The sequence below is a fragment of the Tepidiforma sp. genome, from assembly GCF_034432735.1.
Classification (GTDB): domain Bacteria; phylum Chloroflexota; class Dehalococcoidia; order Tepidiformales; family Tepidiformaceae; genus Tepidiforma.
Genome location: NZ_DAOUBJ010000072.1, coordinates 60569 through 81144 on the forward strand (window position 1 = coordinate 60569; position 20576 = coordinate 81144).

Below are 20576 nucleotides of genomic sequence, written 5' to 3' on the forward strand. Positions count from 1 at the left end.
CCAAGCCGCAAAGGCAGCATGTCCCTCACGTGCGCGCACACCACGTCACCAAGGACTACGCCTACGTACCCCGGGACCTGCTCGGAATCCTCCTGGCTGGCCTCATCAGCCTCGGGTTCATCGGGGTCATGAGCTTCCTCGTCCAGTAGCGGCCCGTCCCACCCTCAGCGCAGATTGGCGTACGCAAGGTAGGCAGCAATGCCAGCCGGTAAGGCACCATAGAGCCACACCTCCGGCACGAGGATAGCCATCACCCCCCAAGCGACGAGGATACCCGCGATCGCAAAGGCCACCACGGCAGGTCCTCGCTTCCGCCCCGTCGCGAACTCGAGCACCCGCGTGAAGGCGTAGCCGAGACCCGCTCCCACGAAAATCGCAAAAAAGCCGAACGTGAACGGCAGCAGCACGAGTCCCCACGCGAGGCCCATCACGAGGCCACCGACCAGCGAGGCCGCCGCTGCGCGCGCCATGCCACCGGCCGAGAGCGTGTAGATCGGATTGCGGGCAATCCGCGCGCAACCCCGGCACCGCGCCCCCACCGGCGTTTGAACGAGGCACCGCGGACAAATCGGCGTACCGCAGCGGCTGCACCGAAGGGCAGTCTCGACCCCCGGGTCGCGCGGGCAAGCCACGATGGTCCCAGGCGGCGGAGCTTCCGGCACCGGAGCGACGCTCGCCGGTCCCGCGCGGCCCGCGTCGTACGCTGCGCGCCGGGCTGGGTCGCCGAGTATCGCCCAGGCCGCATCGAGCTCTCGGCGTCGTTCGCGAACCGCCGGATCGGGATCCGCACCATAGCGGGCCGAGAGGCTGCGATAGGCCGCCTCGATCACTTCCCGGCTCGCATTCGGGGAAACCTCCAGAACCTCGTACCAGTCCGTCGCGGTTCCCGGGTCATCGCTCGCCACCCCTCGATCGTACCGCGCCCGAGGTAAAGCGAAACAGAAAGTCCCGGTTCAGCCGCCGCGAACGTGCGTCAGCACCACGTCGCCCGCCTGCGCCATCGCAACCTTCACCTGCTCGGAGTTACCCCGCAACGGCTTGATCACCACCGACCCACTCGCGAGTTCGTCCTCGCCGAGGATCAGCGCGACGCTGGCCCCGGCTGCATTGGCCGAGCGAAGCTGCGCCTTGAGCGAGCGGCCGCTCTCCCCGATGACCGTCGCGACACCGCGCTCGCGCAGATCTGCGGCCAGGCGGATGGCCGCCGGGCTCGAGCCCTCCCCTCGGTGGACAACGAACGCCTCCGCAGCCGGCCAAGGCTCGAAGGTCACCCCGTTCTTCTGCATCTCGAGGATGATCCGCTCGATGCCCGTGCCAAAGCCAATCCCCGGCGTCGGAGGACCACCCAGCAATTCGACCAACCCATCGTAGCGGCCACCGCCGCCAATCGTGCCCTGCGCACGCTCATCATCGTCGGGCACGACCTCGAACACCGTTCGGTTGTAGTAATCCAGCCCCCGCACCAGAAGCGGGTCGATCACGAACTTCACGCCCGCGGCCGCCAAAGCTGCCTGAACCGTCTCATGGTGTTCCCGGGCCGCCGGGCTGAGCTGATCGATCAGTTTCGGCGCCCCGTCCTTGTACGGCAGGTCACGCTCGTCCTTGCTGTCCAGGAGCCGGAGCGGATTTCGCTCGAACCGTCTCCTGCTATCCTCCGAAAGGCGGTCCAAATACGGCCGGTAATACTCCTTCAGGCGTTGTACATAGGCCCGGCGCGGCTCGAGATCGTCGAGCGACCCGAGCCGCACGGTCACCCCCCGGATCCCCAGCATCGCATACAGCCGCCAGAGCATCGTGATGACCTCGGCATCGACGAGCGGGTCCGACGAGCCAAGTACTTCGCAATCGAACTGCGTGTGTTGTCGATAGCGGCCCTTCTGGGGCCTGTCGTAGCGAAACATCGGATGCGTCGTATACAGGCGCACCGGCTGCGGCCAGCTGCCCATCCCGTGTTCCAGGTACGCGCGAATGATGGCAGGCGTCCCCTCCGGCGTGAGCGCAAGCCGATCGCCGCCGCGATCCTCGAAGACATACATCTCCTTCTCGACGATGTCCGTCGTGTCGCCGCTGCCCTTCTCGAAAACGGCGGCGTCTTCGAACATCGGCGTGTCGATCCGTTGGAAACCGTGAAGCCGGGCGACCTCGCGCACAGCATCGAGCACGGCCTGCCAGTACGGCTGCATCGCCGGCAGCACATCCTGTGTGCCGCGTGGAGCCTGAAATCGAGCCATCGGTGGTCCTAACGAGGGGAACTGGTTGCATGCTAAGATATAGAAAGGGATCGCCCCGGCAAAGAGGCCGCCGCCAATGTCACTCAGCCCTGGAGAGCCCGCCGTAGCTAGCGTCTCCATCGACGGCCTCCTGACGCGCGCCCGGCAATACCTTCCCGAAGACCGACTCGGCATCATCCGCGAAGCCTTCGAATTCGCCGCGAAGCATCACGAAGGGCAACTCCGAAAAACCGGAGACCCCTATATCACCCATCCACTCGCCGTCGCCGAACTCGTCGCGAATCTCGAGCTCGACCATCTCGCCATCGCGGCAGCCCTCCTCCACGACGTCCAAGAAGACTGCGGCGTCAAGAACGACGAGATCGCGGAGCGGTTCGGACCTCGCGTAGCACGGCTCGTCGAGGCGCTCACCAAGCTCGAAAAGCTCCCCATGAACGTCCGCGAGCTCGACCCATCGCGCGGCACCACCCAATCGCAGAACCTGCGAAAAATGTTCCTGGCAATGGCCGAGGACCTGAGCGTCGTCCTCATCAAGCTCTGCGACCGCCTCCATAACATGCGGACCCTCTGGGCGTTTCCGCCCGAAAAACAGCGCCGTATCGCCCTCGAGACCCAAGAGATCTTCGCCCCACTCGCCAGCCGCCTCGGCGTCTGGCAAATCAAGTGGGAGCTCGAAGACCTCGCCTTCCGTTACCTCGAACCCGATAAATACCGCGAAATCGCCGAGCTCCTCGCCTCCAAACGCACGACGCGCGAGCGGATCATCGCCGAAGCCTCCGACACGCTGAAAACACACCTCGAAGCAGCTGGAATCAAGGCCGAAGTCACCGGGCGTGCCAAGCATATCTACAGCATCTACCAAAAAATGAAGCGGTACTCCGCACAGTCCAAGAGCTTCGACCAGATCTACGATCTCCTGGCCGTCCGGGTGTTCGTCGATACCGTTTCCGAATGCTATCATGCGCTTGGCGTCATCCATGCACTGTGGCGCCCCATCCCCGGCCAATTCGACGACTACATCGGCAACCCGAAAGACTCGATGTACCAGTCGCTCCACACCACCGTCGTCGGCCCGGGCGGCAGGCCTCTCGAGATCCAAATTCGAACATGGGAAATGCACCGCGTCGCCGAATACGGCGTCGCTGCCCATTGGCGCTACAAAGAGGGCAACCGCCAGGCTGGTCGCGACGAGGAAAGAATTGCCTGGCTCCGCCAGCTCATCGAGTGGCAACGCGACCTCGCTGGTGCCGACGAATTCATCGAATCCGTCAAAACCGATATCTTCCACGACCAGGTCTTCGTCTACACGCCGAAAGGAGACGTACTCGACCTCCCAGCCGGCGCCACGCCCCTCGATTTCGCCTATCGCATCCACACCGACCTCGGCCATCAGACCGTAGGCGCCAAAGTCAACGGTCGAATGGTGGCCCTCAACTCGCCCCTCAAAACCGGCGACGTCGTCGAAATCCTCCGCAGCCGCGCCAGCAAAGGGCCCTCGCGCGACTGGCTCAACCAGAACCTCGGCTACATCCGCACCGCCCACTCTCGCGAAAAAATTCGCCAGTGGTTCCGAAAACAGGAGCGCGCCGAGAACATCGAACGCGGACGAGAAATGCTCGAGAAGGAGTTGCGACGACTCGGCTGGGACATCGCCGAACGCCAGGAACAACTCCTTCAGCTGTTCAATTACACCAACTGGGAAGACTTCCTCGCTGCTATCGGCTACGGCGGGGTCAGTACCAATAGCATCGCGCGCAAGGTTGCGGCCGAGATCGAGCGGGAAGAGGCCGAGAACGAGCCGCCCGCACCGCTACCCCAAAAACAGGAACCAGCCAAGCTGGGCGGACCGGGGATGCGCGTCCTCGGCGTCGGTAACCTGCTCACCACCATGGCGCGCTGCTGCAACCCCGTCCCCGGCGACCAAATCGTTGGCTACGTCACCCGGTCCCGCGGAGTCTCCGTCCATCGTGCTGACTGCCTCAACATCCTCAACGAGGCAGAGCACGAACGAATCGTCGAGGTCGAGTGGGGCACCGTCACGCGCACCTATCCCGTATCGATTCGAATCGAAGCCTGGGACCGCGTCGGCCTCCTCCGCGATATCACGACCGTTGTCACCGAAGAAAAGGTCAACATGGTCGGCGTCCGCACCAGCGAACACGGCGAAGGCTCCGTCACCATCACCACCACACTCGAAACGACCGGTATCGAGCAGCTTTCCCGGCTCCTCGCGCGCATCGAAATCATCCGTGGGGTTCGCTCCGTCGAAAGAGTTCAGGAGCGCAGGCGCAAACCGCTGCCCGAAGAATCCCCCGTCCCCCTTCGCCGCGCCGCGCCCTGACGCCTCAAGCCGCCCGCCGGGCCCCAACGGTGAGCCGCACCGTACGAGCTCGCCTTGGCGACCGATGCCGCACAGTATCGCCCCGGGCCGCCGGCCGCCGCATGCCGACCGACGGGCGCCGCTCGCCTAGCGCTTCCGTCAACATCGCCGAAAGGATCCAAAGCGCCGACCCGATGAGCACCAGATCGACGATCACAGTGAGCACGGGATTGACCATCATTCGCACATCCGTTCGGAAATCGAACGAAGCATATGCGAACGCATGTGCGACTGTCAACACAAATGTTCGGAAAGCCGCCCCGGCGCCCGCTGACCAGTTCCCGTATACTCCCAGCCGATGCCACGGCGGCGCTCCCCATTCCTTGCCCCCTCGGAACAAGCGCTCGCGTTCGGGCGCCAGTACGCAATCGTCCTCCAACGGTGGTCCGAGCTCTTCGCTGCCGCTGCCGCGCTGACCGAGGCGAACGTTCGTCTCGGAGAGCTGGCCGCAGACGCCGCAGGCGAATTCGAGGCTTGGGTCGAACGGGCCCGAGAAGCCCCTTTCGCCTGGGCTGGGCCCGAGACGTTCCGGCGCTTCGTCGAAACCTTCATGCCCACCAGCGGAAAAAGCACACCTTAATCGATACGAGCGCGGTACTGGATGCTCTCGGCCATGTGCTGGGCGGCAATCTGGTCGGAGCCCGCAAGGTCGGCAATCGTGCGTGCCACTTTCAACACCCGGTGGTACGCCCGGGCGGAGAGGTTCAGCCGGTCCACCGCGCGCTTCAGCAGCTCCGCCGCGGCCGCGTCCAGATAGGCTTGGGCAAAATCCCGGACTTGAGCAGGGCTCATTTCGCCGTTCGTCGATGTTCGCGTACCGACGAATCGCGTCGCCTGTCGCACGCGCGCCGCAGCTACCCGCTCCCGGACGGCCGCCGACGACTCACCACGCGTCGCCGCACTCAGCTTGTCGAACGGAACCCGCGGGACGTCCACGAAGAGGTCGATGCGATCGAGCAAAGGCCCGCTGAGTCGTCGCTGATACCGCTGAACCAGCGGCGGCGGGCAGGTACAGGGCCGGTCCGGGTCGCCCAGATAGCCGCACGGACACGGATTCAGCGCCGCGCACAGCATGAAGCTCGCGGGAAAGGTCACCGCCTGCTTCGCCCGCGAAATGGTGACCGACTTGTCCTCTAGCGGCTGTCGGAGCATCTCGAGAACGTGCGGGTCGAACTCCAGGAGCTCGTCCAGGAACAGCACGCCTCGGTGCGCCAACGTAATTTCGCCGGGGCGCGGTACCGATCCGCCGCCGACCAACCCCGCGTTCGAGATCGTGTGATGTGGGGCCCGGAACGGCCGCGACGCCACCAACCCCGCCCCCGGCGGCAACAGCCCCGCCACGCTGTAAATGCGCGTCACCTCCATCGCCTCGCTGCTCGAGAGCGGTGGCAAGATCCCCGGCACGGCTCGGGCCAGCAGCGTCTTCCCGCTCCCCGGCGGCCCCTTCATCACCACGTTGTGCCCACCCGCTGCCGCCACCTCCAGCGCCCGCTTCACGTGCTCCTGCCCCACCACATCGGCAAAGTCGGTCACGAGCCCTGCGAAAGGGTCGCCCGGCGATTGACCAGATGACCGGAACAGCGAAAGCGCTGGCCCGCCGTTCAAGTGCGCAGCCAGCGCTGCCAGGGATGGAGCAGGGTACACCGCGAGTTCCTCGACGAGCGCGGCTTCCGCCGCGTTGTCCGGCGGCACGAAGAGCCTTCGAATCCCGCGTTCTGCGGCCGTCATCGCCATCGGAAGCACCCCGCGGACGGGGCGCACATCTCCCGTCAGGGCTAGCTCGCCAACGAAAGCCGCATCGCCGAGCCCGGCCTCGACTTGTCCCGAAGCCGCCAGGATACCTACCGCAATCGGCAAGTCGTACGCAGGCCCTTCCTTCCGCAGATCGGCCGGCGCCAGATTCACCGTAAGGCGGTTGTTCGCCGGCCACGCCAGTCCACTGTTCCGAATCGCCGCCCGCACCCGCTCCCTCGATTCCTGAACGGCCGCGTCCGGGAGGCCCACCACCGTCACGCCCGGTAATTGGGCCCGGGTAATATCGATTTCGACCTCGACGAGCTCGCCATCGAGCCCGACGACCGCACAGCTCAGGACACGGGCGAGCATCGCCGGATTGTAGGCCGTCGGGATCAGCCGCGGTCAACCCCATTCGTGGCACCCGCGCGACCACCGGGGCACGTCACGGCCCGCCCAGCCGCTCTTCCACCCACGGCACGATCAGGTCGTTCAGCCGTTCACGGGGATCGCCGAGCCGCTGTCCCGCTTCCCCGACCGGATTCAAATAGTGGTCGGCCCATTCCAGCGTCACCAGCTGCTTGTCCGAGGCCCCGGACTTCTCCAAAAGCTCCCGCTGTTCCGAAGGAAAGATGTCGCAGTCCCCATCCGCGAACACGATCAGCGTCGGCACGGTCACCTTCTGAATCGAATCCGGCAGGTCCGCCTGAGAACTGGTACCGCTCCACGTGCTCAGCCAACCGCGCGGCGTCATCACCCGCGCGAGGCCACCGTAGCCATAGTTCCCGATGATCGGGTCGCCGGGCGAAAAGATGCTCCCCAGCGGCCGACGGCTCGGGTCGATAGTCGGGTCCAGATAGGCCGGGTTCGCCAACGTTCGATAGATCACCATGTACCGCCCGAGCCTTGCCCTCCTCGCAACCAACGATCGCGCCCACCCCGATAAAGCCGCGAAGCCCTCCGCCCGCAGTTCACCGCGAAAGAACGCGTGCTCGGCGAGGTACTCCCGCGCGATCGCGTCGATCCGGCGGCTCCGTTCCCGCTGCCGAGCCCGATACTCAGCCAGCCAACCCCGGTCGTACGTGCTCGGCTCAGGAAACGGTCGGTAGCCGTTGTCCGGGTTGTACATGTCCCAGGCCGGGTCGTAACTCGTCGGGTCATGCTCGTCGGCCACGCTCGGATCGAGCACGTTCAACATGAAACGCCCCTCGCCAAGGTGAGCCGCGACGGCAATGTACAGGTCGCCCGGGGGCATCGCCTCCCCGGCCAAGTCGATGCGCTCACCCGATGGGGTCAGCTTCAATCGGCTACTGGGCGTGAGCGAAGCCTGCGCCTGGTAGAAAGCGAGCAGCGAGCCCCCTCCAGAGTTGCCAAGAAGGACAACGCGCTCGAACCCCCGCTCCCGGAGCCACCGCATGCCCGCCGCGATGTCGAACAGTAGCCGCTCATGAACCATGTCCGTGTCGTTGTTGAGGTAGCGACTGTTGTGGCCGAACACGGCGTAGCCACGTGCCGTCAGCCCCGGAACCACATAATGCCGACTGAACTCACCCCGAGGATGCATCAGATAGAACACCGTTTTCGGTCGGCGTCCCGGCGGGCAATACAGAATGCCGAAGCTCTGCCCCGTGTCGCTCGCTTCGAGGTACACCGGTTCTCGGCTTACCGCCGGGTCCAGCGACGTAAAGGCGAACGGAAGGCGGCGCAGCCGCTGCTCGGATCGGGGCGACATGCGGCGCATCCTAGCATCCCCGTGGCAGCCCGATCAGCCGTCAGCGCGGCGCCCGCGCATCGATCCGCCTCGCCACGAGCTCACGCACAGTTCGGGCCGCCTCCGCGTCGTTGCCCAAGGTGTACACGATGACGATCGCCCTCCCCATCCGGTACGCATCCGAATACACCAGATTCCCTTGTCCATCCGGACGAGCAGTCACATAGCTTCGCTCGTCGTCCGCGTCGTACACGGATTCCCCTGGTGCCTGGCTCGTGCCCGGACCGAAGAGGTCCGGCGGCGGATTGCGCAAGGCCTCGGCGATCGCACCGAACCGGGCTGCCGCCGAATCGGATGACGACTGCAGGCTGAGTTCGATCCGAATGCTCGAAACCGCGCCCGTGGCCACATAAATGGCGAGGAAGCTATCCTGCTCGTCGCCCAGCGATGGCAGCGCACCGCTCGAAGCGAGCCGAAAGCCCTGGTCGGAAAGGTCGGGGACGAGGTCCGCCGCCGTCGCAGCAACGGGGCCACTCCCCTGTTCAGGTGTCTCACCCCCTCCCCCGCAGCCGAGGAAGGCTCCCGCCCAAAGACCGAAAATCAGGAAAATGCCCGCGGCAACGTGGCCAACTGCACGACCACCTCGGCGGCCTGCCCAGGAGAGAGGTGGTCGGTGTTGATGCACAAATCGTACGTACTCGGGTTCAGCCATCCGGTTTCGTAAAAGCGGCGGAAGTACTCCACTCGCTCGCTGTCGGTCCTTTCGATGATCTTGAGCGCCTCCTTCTCGTCGACGCCCATCCCCGTCATGATGCGGCGAGCGCGAAATTTGGGCGAGCCCGTCACGAGCACCCGGACGGTATCCTCACGCTCGCGAAGAATGACCTGCGACGCGTGGCCCACGATCACACAATGACCTTGCTCGGCAAGATCACGGATGACGTCTTCCACGAATCGCCGGTAATCCGCGGACGTGTATAGCGGGCTCGTCGTCAACGGTATCGGGTCCGCCCACCCCGCCGCTGGCATCGACGGATGGCGGGCCAGCGCCTCCAGGATCCGCGTCAACAACGACGGCGTGTGCTCCGCCTCGGACACCGTTTCTGGAGAGACGCCGGCTTCGGCCGCCGCCTGCTGAATCACCTGATAGTCCACATAACGAAACGCCAGCCGGTCGGCAACCGCCCGAGCGACCTCCTCGCCCGCCGTGCCCACCTGCCGGGAGATGGAAACTACACGCGTCGTCACCGTCCGTTCCCCCTTCGCGGAAGGCTCCGCGGGCCGTCATTGTAGCGCCGGTCTATGAGCGGTCACGAAAGACGGGGCCCGATTTGCCGGGCCCCGTCTCCGCGGGAGGCGCCTATGCGGACGGGTTGGCGCCCGTCTCAGGCGTCGAACGGGCCCGCCACGCTCTCGAAGCGGGCGAGGAGATGCGCGTCGAACCGGTTGCCAGCAAGCCCCCGGAGGATCTCCAACGCTTCCGAGCGCGGCTGCGCCCGCCGGTACGGGCGGTCATTCGTCAGAGCGTCGTACGTCTCGCACATGCCAATGATTTGGGCCTCGACCGGGACCTCGCTCCCCTCCAGCATCCCCGGGTATCCCTTGCCATCGATCCGCTCATGATGACAGCCAACCCACCACGCAGCGGCACCAAAACCCGGGATCTCCCCGAGAATGTCCCGCGCATAGATAGGGTGCATTTGAACGGTCGCCATCTCGTCCACGCTGAGAATGTCGGGCTTCCGCAGGAACCGGGCAGGCACTCCCAGCGTCCCGATGTCGTGGAGGAGCGTCGCGACCTTCACGAGGTCCGCTCGTCGCTCCGTCATATCGCAGTAAAGGGCAACCCGCCGGGCAAGCTCGGCAATGCGCCGGCCCGACCCCTCGGACCGACCGTTCCGAACGTCGATGACGTCGGAAATCACCCCCAGCAACTCGAAAAGCTCGTCTCGGCCCATGACTCCGCCATAATTCAGCGCCATCAGCCCCGCGCCGAGGTCGTTGTCATAAAGGCCCAGCCAGAATTCGTCCCGTGAGGCAATGGCCGCCATCCGTTCTGCCAAGTCCGGGTCGAGTTCGCGTCCCGCCATTTCCCGCAACAGCCGCGGCCCGTTCCTTCGCAGCGCCAGCGGCGGCGCTTCGGCATCCAGCAACGACTCGAACCGGTCGGCCAGTGCGACGATTCTTCCGACGACCGGCGTATGTTCCCCTGGCGCGGCTCCCGGCCTGCTCGAGCCATCCCAACAGTCATGATGAGTAAGCACCGCCCGCGCAACCGACTCGCTGAACCCCATGCGCCGGGCAACATCTGCCCCAGCTTCGCAGTGCCGGGCAATCGCCTCGATAACCTCCGACCAGCCCGCCGCCGGGGCCGGCCGCACCGGATCGACCGCCCGTATCGCATGCCCCCAGCCCGAAACGAGCCGGGTCACCGGCGGAGATACCGGCTCCATGACTGCCATCCCCACGTCATGCAGCAGGCAGCCAAAGTACACCTCTTCGATGCGCGCCGGTTCCAGCCCGACCTCGCTCGCTAGATACACACCGATATACGCCACCCGCTGCGCGTGCCCGGGCTTTCGTCCCTCGCCGAGATCGAACGCCCGGCTCAGTGCACCGAGCACGGTCCCTCGGCTAAGGCGTGGCACCCCAGCGAGCCCGGCATCTTCGTAAAGCGAAGGATCGAGAAAATCCGCCTTGACGGTCTGGATCTGCGCTTTGGAAGCCATCTTTCCCCGTGTCCCGCAGGTAGCAGGGCGTATTCCGAATATCGGCCCGCAAAAGGTGGCCGTGCAGGGACCGCCGAGTGACGTCCAGGAGAAATCAGGAACAGTCGTACCGCATATCAGGTGGACCCAAGCCGATCGACCGAAACCTTCCTGCAAGACACGAACAAAGGGCGTACACTTGGGATGCAGTGCACGGTGAGCCCGAGTGCCCCCGCGCCGCGGTAACCCACACAGGCGAACGAAAGCGCACATGGATCGCACCCGGCTGAGCCGGTTCGTCAATCAGCGCCTCTCAGAGGTCACCCTCAGCGAGCCTGCTACCGTCTCGCCTACCCTCCCCGTTCGACAGGCCATCGCGACCATGCTCCGGTACCGAACCTCGTGCCTGCTCGCCATCGAGCAGGACGAACTCCACGGGATCTTCACAGAACGCGATGTCCTTACGAAATGCATGGTGGATGGATTCGATTGGGACCAGCCGCTCGAGGCTTCGGTGCTCACGAAGCAGCCCCGGGTGATTGCCTCCACAGGGACGGTGGCCGAAGCAATCGCCATGATGCAACAACATCACTACCGGAACCTGCCCGTGGTGGAGGGCAGCCGCGTGGTCGGGGTCCTGCGCCTGGGCGATCTCCTCCGCGACCTCGCAGAGGCCTATCCCGAAGACGTCCTGAACCTGCCTCCTCGCCCTCACCAGGTGATGGAGCAAGCCGAGGGTGGATAAGAGCAGAGATTCATGACTACCCAAACCCAGCTCAAACCCGAACATCACATCGAGGAGCTCGAGCGAGTCACCATCCGGTTCGCCGGCGACTCCGGCGACGGCATGCAGCTCACGGGTACCCAGTTCACCCGAACCGCTGCGGTCTTCGGCAACGACCTCGCCACCCTTCCCGATTTCCCCGCCGAAATCCGCGCCCCAGCCGGTTCCCTGCCTGGCGTCTCCGGGTTCCAGATCTCCTTCGCGAGTACCGAAATCTACACGCCGGGCGACCGCCCCGACGTCCTCGTCGCCATGAACCCCGCCGCACTCAAAACGAACCTCGGCGACCTCAAGCCCGGCGGCCTCCTCATCGTCGACAAAGACGAATTCGAACCCACCAACCTGAAGAAGGCCGCGTACGACACCAACCCACTCGAAGATGGCTCCCTCGCCGGGTACCAAGTCGTAGCCATATCCATCACGCGGCAAAACGAACTCGCGCTCGAAGGCCTGCCACTCAGCGCCAAAGACAAATTCCGCAGCCGAAACTTCTACGCCCTCGGCCTCGTGCTCTGGCTCTACGGCCGCTCGCTCGATACCACCATCAAGTGGGCAACGGAACAGTTCAAACGGCGCCCCGATATCCTCGAGGCCAACCTCCGCGCCCTGCGCGCCGGCTACAACTTCGGCGAGACCACCGAGCTCTTCCGCGTCCAATACCGCGTTCCTCCGGCCAAAGTGCCCCCCGGCACCTACCGCCACATCAGCGGTAACGAGGCCACGGCGCTCGGATTCGTCGCCGCCTCCGTCCTCAGCGGTCTCCCGCTCTTCTACGGGAGCTACCCGATCACCCCCGCCAGCGACATCCTCCACGAACTCTCCAAGCTCAAGAACTTCGGCGTCAAAACCTTCCAAGCCGAGGACGAAATCGCCGCCATCGGCGCCGCGATCGGTGCCGCCTACGCCGGCCACCTCGGGCTCACCGGAACGAGCGGGCCAGGGCTCGCCCTCAAAAGCGAAGCGCTCAACCTCGCCGTCATGACCGAACTCCCCATCGTGGTCATCGACGTCCAGCGGGCCGGTCCTTCCACGGGCATGCCAACCAAAACCGAGCAGGCCGACCTCCTCCAGGCAATGTTCGGGCGCAACGGCGATAGCTACGTCGCCATCGTCGCGCCCTGCACCCCCTCCGACTGCTTCTACATGGCCATAGAAGCCTTCCGCATCGCCCTGAAGCACATGGTTCCGGTCGTTTTCCTCAGCGACGGATACCTCGGAAATGGCTCCGAACCATGGCGCATCCCCGACCTTTCCGAGCTGCCGCGCATCGAGTGGAAATACGCCGAACCCCAGAACGGAAAGTTCAACCCATACCTGCGCGATCCCAACACCCTCGCCCGCCCATGGGCGGTGCCCGGCCAAAAAGGGCTCGAGCACCGCATCGGCGGCCTCGAAAAATCGGGCGAAACCGGCGACATCAGCTACGACCCCCGCAACCACCACGAGATGACCCTCGCCCGCAAAGCCAAAGTCGAACGGATCGCCAACGACATCCCACCCCTGGAAGTCACCGGCCCCGAGGAGGGCGACCTCCTCGTCCTCGGCTGGGGCGGGACCTACGGCTCCATCACCAGCGCCTGCGACAACGCCCGCAAACGCGGCCTCAGCGTCGCATCGGCACACCTTCGCTACCTCAACCCCTTCCCCGCCAACCTCGGCGACGTCCTGAAACGGTACCGGAAGGTACTCATCCCCGAGCTCAACACTGGCCAGCTCGCGCTCCTCGTTCGCGGGCGCTTCCTCGTCGACGCCGTCCCCTTCAACAAAATCTCCGGGCAACCGTTCAAAATCGCCGAAATCGAAGGCAAGATCGACGAAGTCCTCGGCCTTCGCGACGAATACGTCCTCGAATTCACCCGCAGCGCCGGCGTCAGTGGAGGCTGACATGACAACTTCTGCCGCTCCCAACGATGGCCTTATCTCCGCCGACCTCCCGGTCCTCACCAGGAAGGACTTCGTCACCGACCAAGAAGTGCGCTGGTGCCCCGGGTGTGGCGATTACTCCATTCTCGCCCAAATGCAAAAGATGCTCCCCGACCTCGGCATCGCCCGTGAAAACATCGTTTTCGTCAGCGGCATCGGCTGCTCCAGCCGCTTCCCCTACTACGTCAACACCTACGGATTCCACAGCATCCACGGCCGCGCCCCCACCATCGCCACCGGCCTCAAGACGGCGCGGCCAGAGCTCACGGTCTTCGTCATCACCGGCGACGGTGACGGCCTCAGCATCGGTGGCAACCACCTCCTCCACGCGATGCGACGAAACATCGATCTCAACATCATCCTGTTCAACAACCGCATCTACGGCCTCACCAAAGGGCAGTATTCACCCACGTCCGAGTTCGGAAAAATCACCAAATCCTCGCCGTACGGCACCACCGAACGTCCGCTCAACCCCATCCGCATCGCCCTCGCTGCCGGCGCAACCTTCGTTGCGCGCTCCGTCGACCGCGATACGAAACACCTCGAAGAGACCCTGTACCGAGCTGCCAAGCACCGCGGCGTCTCCTTCGTCGAGGTTTACCAGAATTGCAACATCTTCAACGACGGCGCCTTTGCCGCATTCGCCGAAAAAGAAGTGCGCGCCGAACGCATGGTCTACCTCGAACACGGCAAACCGCTCCGATTCGGCAAAAATAACGAGCACGGCATTCGGTTGAACGGTTTCACACCAGAAATCGTCGAAAATGCCGAGACCGACGAAGGCCTCCTCGTGCACGACGCCCACGCCGAGAACATCACCCTCGCCAACATCCTCGTCGGGATGGATTACCCCGAATACCCCGTCCCCGTCGGCGTCTTCCGCGATATCGACGCTCCGACCTTCGACCAGCTCGTCCAACAACAAGTCGACGAGGCAATCGCCCGCGGCAAAGGGTCGCTCGAGCAAGCCCTCCGCACCGGCGAGACCTGGGTCGTAGAATAAGCGGGCCACGTATCGGCACTTCACCGTTTCTGCTATCTTCGAGCCCTCCCAGCTGGGAGGGCCCGAATGCGTCTCGCAACGCGCGAACGGGGGAACCATGCCGCACGAGCCCGCGAACGTCATCGTCTGTCCGAGCTGCGGCGCCGAGAACATCGAGGGCGCCGAAACCTGCGAACGCTGCATGATGGACCTCAGCAGCATCGACGTCCCCGACGCCGCACAACTCCTCAAAGAGTCCGACCTCACCCTTCCGATTGCGGCCGTTCGCTGGAGCAAGCCAGTCTCGATTCAGGCCACCGCGACCGTTCGTGAGGCGATTCAGCTCATGCAGCAACAACGCTCCGGAGCCGTCGTCGTGCTCCGTGAACGCAGCATCGTCGGCATCTTTACCGATCGCGACGTCCTCCAACGCGTCGCCCCCGATCTCGCCACGCTCGACGAGCCTCTCGAGAAACTCATGACCCCCGACCCCGTCGTCCTCCGCGAAGACGACATGATGGCCTACGCCCTCAACAAAATGGGAGTCGGAGGATTTCGCCATATCCCAGTCGTCCGCGACGGAGAGCTCATCGGAATCCTCACCGGGCGGGACGTGCTCAATTGGCTCATGGGTCGCTACTTCGATTGAGTTCCATCGCCGCCCTGCCCGTCGTCGAAGCCAATAGAACTATGCCCGTAGCTGATGGCTCTCTCGTGGCGTATGCTAAGCCATAGTCGCACCCTATGGATCACGAGAAACGTATATGGAACTGGCGCAGCTCGAAGCATTCATCACCGCTGCCGACTGCGGCAGCTTTAGCCGCGCCGCCGAACTCCTCAACGTCGCTCAGCCATCCCTGAGCAACCGCATCCAGGCCCTCGAGCGCGAAGTCGGCCAGCCACTCTTCGAGCGAATGGGACGCGGCGTCAAACTCACCGACGCCGGCCGCGCATTCCTCCCCTATGCCCAGCGCGTCATGCGCACACTCAACGATGGACTCATGATGCTCGAGGGCACCCGCGACGGCACAGCGGGCCGCCTGCTCATCGGCACCGCCCCTGCGGTAGGCACCTACGTCCTCCCCAGGCTCCTCAAGGTGTTCTGCGATAACCACCCTGGCGTCGACGTGCTCGTCCGCACCGGCCATAGCGACGAGATCCTCCAGCTCGTGCTCGACGACGACGTCCAGATCGGCCTCGGTCGACCGATCAACCACCCCGACGTCCGCACCGTCGTCCTCTACCGCGATGAGCTCGTCCTCGTGGTCTCTGCCCAGCACCGCTACGCCAAGAAGGGCTCGGTCCGCGTTGAAGACCTCGCCGAAGATTCGCTCATCCTCTTCGACAGAGATTCCGGCTACTACGGCATGATCATGGGGCTCTTCCGCGAACTCGGAGTCGTACCACATCAGCAAATGCAACTCGACTCCATCGAAGCCACGAAGAAGATGGTCGAAGCGAACCTCGGCATCGCCCTCCTTCCCGAAGTCTCCGTCGAGCGCGAGATCCGCCTGGGCACCCTCCACAAAGTCCACATCGAAGCTGCCGAGCCGGTCCAACGCGACATCGCCGTCATGTACCGCCGCAACAAGCCGCAATCGGGCCCCATGGCCGGCTTCCTCGACCTCCTCGGGGAGATTTACGGCGTGCGCCTCCCGCGTTGAACCGTGCTTGTCGACCTCCATTGCCACACCCACCCACGGTCCGCGTGCAGCGCCCTTCAAGCCGGCCAACTCGTCCGGCTCGCAGCCGAGCGCGGCCTGGATGCCATCTGCCTAACGGAGCACGACCGGGCGTGGGACGAAGAGGCCCTCGCAGCACTCCGAGCAGCCTCGCCGATACCCGTCTTTCACGGCGTCGAGCTGACCACCGACCTCGGCCACGTGCTCGCCTTCGGACTCCCGCCGCAACAATACTCCCCTGTTGCCGCTGAAATTGCCCGCGCCGCCCAGCGCAGCGGGGCTCTGCTGTATCTGGCCCACCCCGCCCGCGATGGCCTCCTCCGCGTCACCCGTGAAACCGTCGAGTACTTCGTCTCGGTCGAAGCCGCCAACGGCTCAGATTCGCGCATCCAGAACATCGCAGCAGCTGGGCTCGCCAAGGGATTTCGGCTCCCAGGCATCGGTGGCTCCGATGCGCACACGGAAGCAGAAGTAGGCCGGGCGGCCACGCGCTTCCACATGCCGCTCCGCACCGACACCGACCTGCTCGAAGCGCTCGCCACCGGGCGCTACGAAGCCATCCTGCGTTGAGGCTCCCCTACGCCCTGGTCGGACCCTCGAGCCACGTCCGCGCGTGCCGCTTGTCGAACTCCTGGTGAAGATTCAACAGGGCCACGAAGTGCTCCAGCGCGTGGGCGAGGGCACGCTCCGCCACCCACGCCACGTCCACTTCCGAGCCATTCGGCCAGACTGCAACACGAGTCCACTGCTCGGAGGTGAGATCCTTGAAAAACCCGACCGTCTTCTCGCGCGCCCGCATGAATGCCTCGGCGAGCTCCTCGATATCACCCTCCGCGCGGTACTCCTCGCTGATATGCTTCCCCTCGTCCCAGGCCTCGAACACCGGTCTATCTTCGACGAGCATCCGCGGGATGCGAACGTGGAAAACGTTCTCTTCCACGGCCAGCAAATGCGCAACGTGCTGATGCGGCGTCCAGCCACCATCGCCCGGCCTCCGGTGCTGCCACGGCCGGACCAGGCCCGAGGCCCAGTCCACACCCTTGACGCTCAGCTGCAACCTGGCCATCAACGTAGGGTCCGGAATGCGACGTTCCATCGAGGCCACCTAGGAACCGGGATTTTGCACCGCAACTTCGGGGGATCCCCCGGCGGCACGCATCCGCGAGCGTACTACCATCGACCTATGGCGATCGACCCCCTCGCCGCTGGCATCCCCTCCGCCCTCCATGTATCCCTCCCCGAAGCCGGCCGTAACGCTCGTTCCTTGCGCTCGGGCACCTTTGCCGACCTGCTCCAAGCTGCCCAGCACGACCTCCCGCAACCACGGCGCGCTCCCCACCACCCCAGCGAACGCCCGGCGACGACAGCGGGTCTGTCCATACCTCACACACCTGTCGCCTCTGCTGGCGCACCAGCCGACCCCGACCGTTGGGACCCCCTCCTCGACCGACTCGGCCGAAAGTACAACGTCCCGCCCCTCTTTCTCAAAGCGGTCATGCTCATCGAGAGCGGAGGCCGGCCTGACGCCATCGGCGATGGTGGACATTCCGTGGGGTTGTTCCAACTCCACGACCAAGGCTACGGCCACGGCATGGGCGACCTCCGCTACGACCCCGAGGCCAATGCCGAACGCGCCGCCCGCGGGCTCGCCTCCTCCTGGCACAAAGTCACCGCAGCCGGCTACATCGGTGAGTACGCCGTCCGCGCAGCCTACGACGATACCTTCAATCCGGGCGGCGGCTTCGCCCACCAGGGCGATGCCCTCGTGCGGACCTACAATCGATTGCTCGCCGCCCAGGGTCTCCCACCACTCGCCTGAAACCGCCGCACCCGCTCTCGCCCATTTCCCGGTGGTATCATCGATTCAGGCGTCGCCCCGCACGCCGCAACCGGGAGGTGACCCATGGTAACGGCCGGGTATATCGAACGCTCTGTCAACGTCAACGGCCTCAAGCTCGCGTACCAGGAGTGGGGCAACCCTTCCGCGACACCGATCGTGATGCTCCACGGCTTCGGAGTTTCGGGCCACATGTTCGACGAGTTCGCCCAGCGCATGCAGGACCGCTATTGGCTCCTCGCACTCGACCAGCGCGGCCACGGCGATAGCGACTGGTCCGAAAGCGGCGACTACTCCCGCGAAGCGTTCGTCGAAGACCTCGAAGGCTTCCGCAAAGCGATTGGCCTCGACAAATTCGTGCTCATCGGTCACTCCATGGGCGGCCTCAACGCGGTTTCCTACGTCAACCGCTACCCCGGCCACGTCACCGCACTCGTCCTCGTCGATGTCGGCCCCGAATCCTCGAAAGAAGGCGTCGACAACATCGTTCGTTTCACCCGCGGTCCCGACGAGCTCGAGTTCGAAGAGTTCGTCCAGATGGCGCATCGCTTCAATCCGCGTCGCACCATCGAGAACATCCGCGAACGGATGCGACACCGCCTCAAACCCACGGAGAGCGGCAAATGGACCTGGAAGTTCGACCGTCGCTTCCGTCAGCCCGATAGCGGACTCACCGTCGGCTGGCAGTTGAGCAGCGACGAGCTGTGGGGCCTGTTCCGCGGTATCGACGTGCCGACCCTTCTCGTTCGCGGCGCCGAAAGCGACGTCCTCGCTCCCGAAGTCGCCGAACGCGTCGTCCACGAAATGCCGGCCGCGAGGCTCGTCACTATCCCGGGCGCTGGCCATAGCGTTCCCGGCGACAATCCCGACGCCTTCACCGAGGCCGTCGCCAGCTTCCTCGCAGAAGTAGAGCGGGGCGAATTCCCCCGGCAGACCACCGACGCGGAGCCAGCCCTTCGCCAACTCGTCTCGGAACACGAATCCTCTGACCGGCGCGGGCCGGGCACACTCGCCCTCGTACTCGTCGGTGCCGGCGCGGTGATCGCACTCGCCGCAGCGGGCTTCCTTCTCAAGGCTGCCGCCCAGCGACGGGAAGAAAAGCGCCGTCCGTCGCGCCGTGTCACAACTGCCGTCCGCTCGGCCACCCCCGCCTCGAGCGTCGTCGACCTCGAACTCGCGCGGGCACGCGCCGCCGAGACCGTCGCCCGGCTCGCCGAAGTCGGCACACGCAGCGCTCGCCGTGCGCGCAAGAGCATCGACGAGGTCGACCTGTCCCGAGCTCGCGCGGCTGCCGCCGAAGTGCTCGCGGCCCTTTCGGAGACGGGCCGCCACGCGCCGGAGGCCGTCCGCCAAACCGTCCACCGAGTGGAGGCCGCCACCCGCCGCCGTCGACGACGGGCGCTTGTCGACCGGGTTTCCCGGTTCCTCCCAGCACCGTGGCGGCGAGAGCGCTCGCGTCGGCTTCCGCTCTTCCGCTAACCTGTGCGCGTGCACCTTTCCCACTCCGATACGGGCACCGGTGTGCCCCCCATCGTTTTTGTCCACGGCCTTTGCTGTGACCGACACGCATGGGAGCCGCAGGTCGCCGACCTCAGCCGCGACCATCGCTGCATCGCCGTCGACCTACGTGGCCGGGGCGAAACACCACCCCACCCCCCGTTCGGCATTCAACAAGCCGCCCGCGACATCGCCGAACTCGTCGACCGATTGGGCGTCGGCCCCGCCGTGGTGATCGGCCACAGCCTCGGCGGCATCACGGCACTCGTCATCAACGAACTTCGACCCGATTTGGTGCTCGGAATCGTCACCGGCGACTCGCCCATCGCAGAGCCGCGCCGAGAAGTCACGGCCCCGCTCGTCCACCGGATCCAGGAGTTCGGAACCCGCGAAGGGCTGCGCCCACTCATCGAATCCTTCTTCACGCCGGAATCGTCGCCAGCCGCCCGCGAGTACGCCGAGCGCGTCATGTACAGCTGCCCACCCGAAGTTGCAATTGGAATGCTCGAAGATGCGCCCGACGTGCTGTCCCGCTTGCCCCAGCTCATCCAAGCGGCCGATACCAAACCGTTCATGGCAATCTGGGCGGAGCGCCCACTCGGCGACCCTGCCTGGCTCCGGCGCGTCAGCCGCTTCGCCAGGCAGGAGCCCTTGCCCGGCACCGGTCACTTTTTCCAACTCGAGCAGCCAGAGCGCACCATCGCCCTCCTCCGCGCGTTCCTCGATGACGTCGCGAGCGACCCGCGAATCCGGTGAACGGGTTGGCTTCGGTAGGCACTCGGCGGGATCGGCAGTAAGGTAACTCTCATGGCAGCGCGCTCAGGAAGGCGGCCCGCGGAGCGGAAAGACCGAACTGTCGGTGCGAAGTCGAGCCCGAATGCCGGACGTGGCCTCTTCTTCGCATCGGTCATCGCCGTCATCGCGGCCATCGCCGTCCTCGTCTTCGTCTCGGCCGATAGCCTCAGCAGCGGCGGCCCCTCCTCCGGCGGCCCACCCAGCGGTAGCATCGACGGCCAGATCCCCGCCGCGCCTCCAGCCACGACCCCCGCTGACCCGACACCCACCCCATCGCCCACCGCAAAGCCGACCCCCGGGCTCGATGGGACC

The 20576-nt window shown here is 65.2% G+C and carries 19 protein-coding genes and 1 pseudogene; 12 read left to right on the forward strand and 8 right to left on the reverse strand.

Annotated elements, in window-relative coordinates:
• Positions 1-164 precede the first annotated feature (164 nt).
• Positions 165-905 carry a DnaJ domain-containing protein gene (locus VAE53_RS07595; protein ID WP_322818766.1) on the reverse strand — a complete coding sequence of 247 codons (741 nt, stop codon included), beginning with the start codon at positions 903-905 and terminating at the stop codon, positions 165-167.
• 48 nt (positions 906-953) lie between these two features.
• Complete coding sequence (gene hisS, locus VAE53_RS07600; RefSeq protein WP_322818767.1) at positions 954-2408, reverse strand: histidine--tRNA ligase; 1455 nt, start codon at positions 2406-2408, stop codon at positions 954-956.
• Here hisS and VAE53_RS07605 point away from each other — a divergent pair.
• Positions 2308-4572 carry a bifunctional (p)ppGpp synthetase/guanosine-3',5'-bis(diphosphate) 3'-pyrophosphohydrolase gene (locus tag VAE53_RS07605; protein ID WP_322818768.1) on the forward strand — a complete coding sequence of 755 codons (2265 nt, stop codon included), beginning with the start codon at positions 2308-2310 and terminating at the stop codon, positions 4570-4572. The two genes, hisS and VAE53_RS07605, sit on opposite strands and share 101 nt — an antisense overlap.
• 337 nt (positions 4573-4909) lie before the next feature.
• Positions 4910-5191 (forward strand): hypothetical protein, encoded by a 282-nt coding sequence (locus VAE53_RS07610; protein WP_322818769.1) that lies wholly within the window; start codon positions 4910-4912, stop codon positions 5189-5191.
• Here the strand turns inward: VAE53_RS07610 and VAE53_RS07615 are convergent.
• The 5 genes from VAE53_RS07615 to VAE53_RS07635 form a co-directional block, all read right to left on the reverse strand.
• On the reverse strand, positions 5188-6717 hold the full coding sequence (locus VAE53_RS07615; RefSeq protein ID WP_322818770.1) for a YifB family Mg chelatase-like AAA ATPase: 1530 nt from the start codon (positions 6715-6717) through the stop codon (positions 5188-5190). The two genes, VAE53_RS07610 and VAE53_RS07615, sit on opposite strands and share 4 nt — an antisense overlap.
• Before the next feature lie 73 nt (positions 6718-6790).
• Positions 6791-8077 carry a hypothetical protein gene (locus tag VAE53_RS07620; RefSeq protein WP_322818771.1) on the reverse strand — a complete coding sequence of 429 codons (1287 nt, stop codon included), beginning with the start codon at positions 8075-8077 and terminating at the stop codon, positions 6791-6793.
• A gap of 40 nt (positions 8078-8117) precedes the next feature.
• Positions 8118-8465: a hypothetical protein gene (locus tag VAE53_RS07625; RefSeq protein WP_322818772.1), complete on the reverse strand. Its 348-nt coding sequence runs from the start codon at positions 8463-8465 to the stop codon at positions 8118-8120.
• Positions 8466-8656: 191 nt separating this feature from the next.
• Positions 8657-9304 (reverse strand): cytidylate kinase-like family protein, encoded by a 648-nt coding sequence (locus tag VAE53_RS07630; protein ID WP_322818773.1) that lies wholly within the window; start codon positions 9302-9304, stop codon positions 8657-8659.
• Between the two features lie 137 nt (positions 9305-9441).
• A complete protein-coding gene (locus VAE53_RS07635) occupies positions 9442-10785 on the reverse strand; it encodes an HD domain-containing phosphohydrolase (protein ID WP_322818774.1) in 1344 nt (447 codons plus the stop codon).
• 250 nt (positions 10786-11035) lie between these two features.
• On the opposite strand from VAE53_RS07635, the gene VAE53_RS07640 reads away from it, so the two are divergent.
• From VAE53_RS07640 to VAE53_RS07665, 6 genes are all read left to right on the forward strand, one after another.
• On the forward strand, positions 11036-11509 hold the full coding sequence (locus tag VAE53_RS07640) for a CBS domain-containing protein (RefSeq protein WP_322818775.1): 474 nt from the start codon (positions 11036-11038) through the stop codon (positions 11507-11509).
• Positions 11510-11521: 12 nt separating this feature from the next.
• A complete protein-coding gene (locus VAE53_RS07645) occupies positions 11522-13432 on the forward strand; it encodes a 2-oxoacid:acceptor oxidoreductase subunit alpha (protein ID WP_322818776.1) in 1911 nt (636 codons plus the stop codon).
• Position 13433: 1 nt separating this feature from the next.
• Entirely contained in the window at positions 13434-14474 is a 1041-nt protein-coding gene (locus tag VAE53_RS07650) for a 2-oxoacid:ferredoxin oxidoreductase subunit beta (RefSeq protein WP_322818777.1), read from the forward strand.
• 97 nt (positions 14475-14571) lie between these two features.
• Positions 14572-15102 carry a CBS domain-containing protein gene (locus VAE53_RS07655; protein WP_322818778.1) on the forward strand — a complete coding sequence of 177 codons (531 nt, stop codon included), beginning with the start codon at positions 14572-14574 and terminating at the stop codon, positions 15100-15102.
• A gap of 115 nt (positions 15103-15217) precedes the next feature.
• Positions 15218-16117: a LysR family transcriptional regulator gene (locus VAE53_RS07660; protein WP_322818779.1), complete on the forward strand. Its 900-nt coding sequence runs from the start codon at positions 15218-15220 to the stop codon at positions 16115-16117.
• A 3-nt stretch (positions 16118-16120) separates the two neighbouring features.
• Complete coding sequence (locus VAE53_RS07665; RefSeq protein ID WP_322818780.1) at positions 16121-16705, forward strand: DUF6282 family protein; 585 nt, start codon at positions 16121-16123, stop codon at positions 16703-16705.
• Between the two features lie 7 nt (positions 16706-16712).
• On the opposite strand, the gene VAE53_RS07670 is transcribed toward VAE53_RS07665, so the two are convergent.
• Positions 16713-17201: a DinB family protein gene (locus VAE53_RS07670; protein WP_322818781.1), complete on the reverse strand. Its 489-nt coding sequence runs from the start codon at positions 17199-17201 to the stop codon at positions 16713-16715.
• A gap of 117 nt (positions 17202-17318) precedes the next feature.
• On the opposite strand from VAE53_RS07670, the gene VAE53_RS07675 reads away from it, so the two are divergent.
• From VAE53_RS07675 to VAE53_RS07690, 4 genes and pseudogenes are all read left to right on the forward strand, one after another.
• Entirely contained in the window at positions 17319-17954 is a 636-nt protein-coding gene (locus VAE53_RS07675) for a transglycosylase SLT domain-containing protein (RefSeq protein ID WP_322818782.1), read from the forward strand.
• Between the two features lie 84 nt (positions 17955-18038).
• The gene (locus tag VAE53_RS07680) at positions 18039-19451 is read left to right on the forward strand and encodes an alpha/beta fold hydrolase (RefSeq protein WP_322818783.1); all 1413 of its coding nucleotides are present in this window, start codon (positions 18039-18041) and stop codon (positions 19449-19451) included.
• A gap of 9 nt (positions 19452-19460) precedes the next feature.
• Positions 19461-20225, forward strand: a complete 765-nt coding sequence (locus VAE53_RS07685) for an alpha/beta hydrolase (RefSeq protein ID WP_322818784.1) — start codon at positions 19461-19463, stop codon at positions 20223-20225.
• A gap of 51 nt (positions 20226-20276) precedes the next feature.
• Positions 20277-20576: pseudogene (locus VAE53_RS07690) on the forward strand (hypothetical protein); the annotation flags it as partial.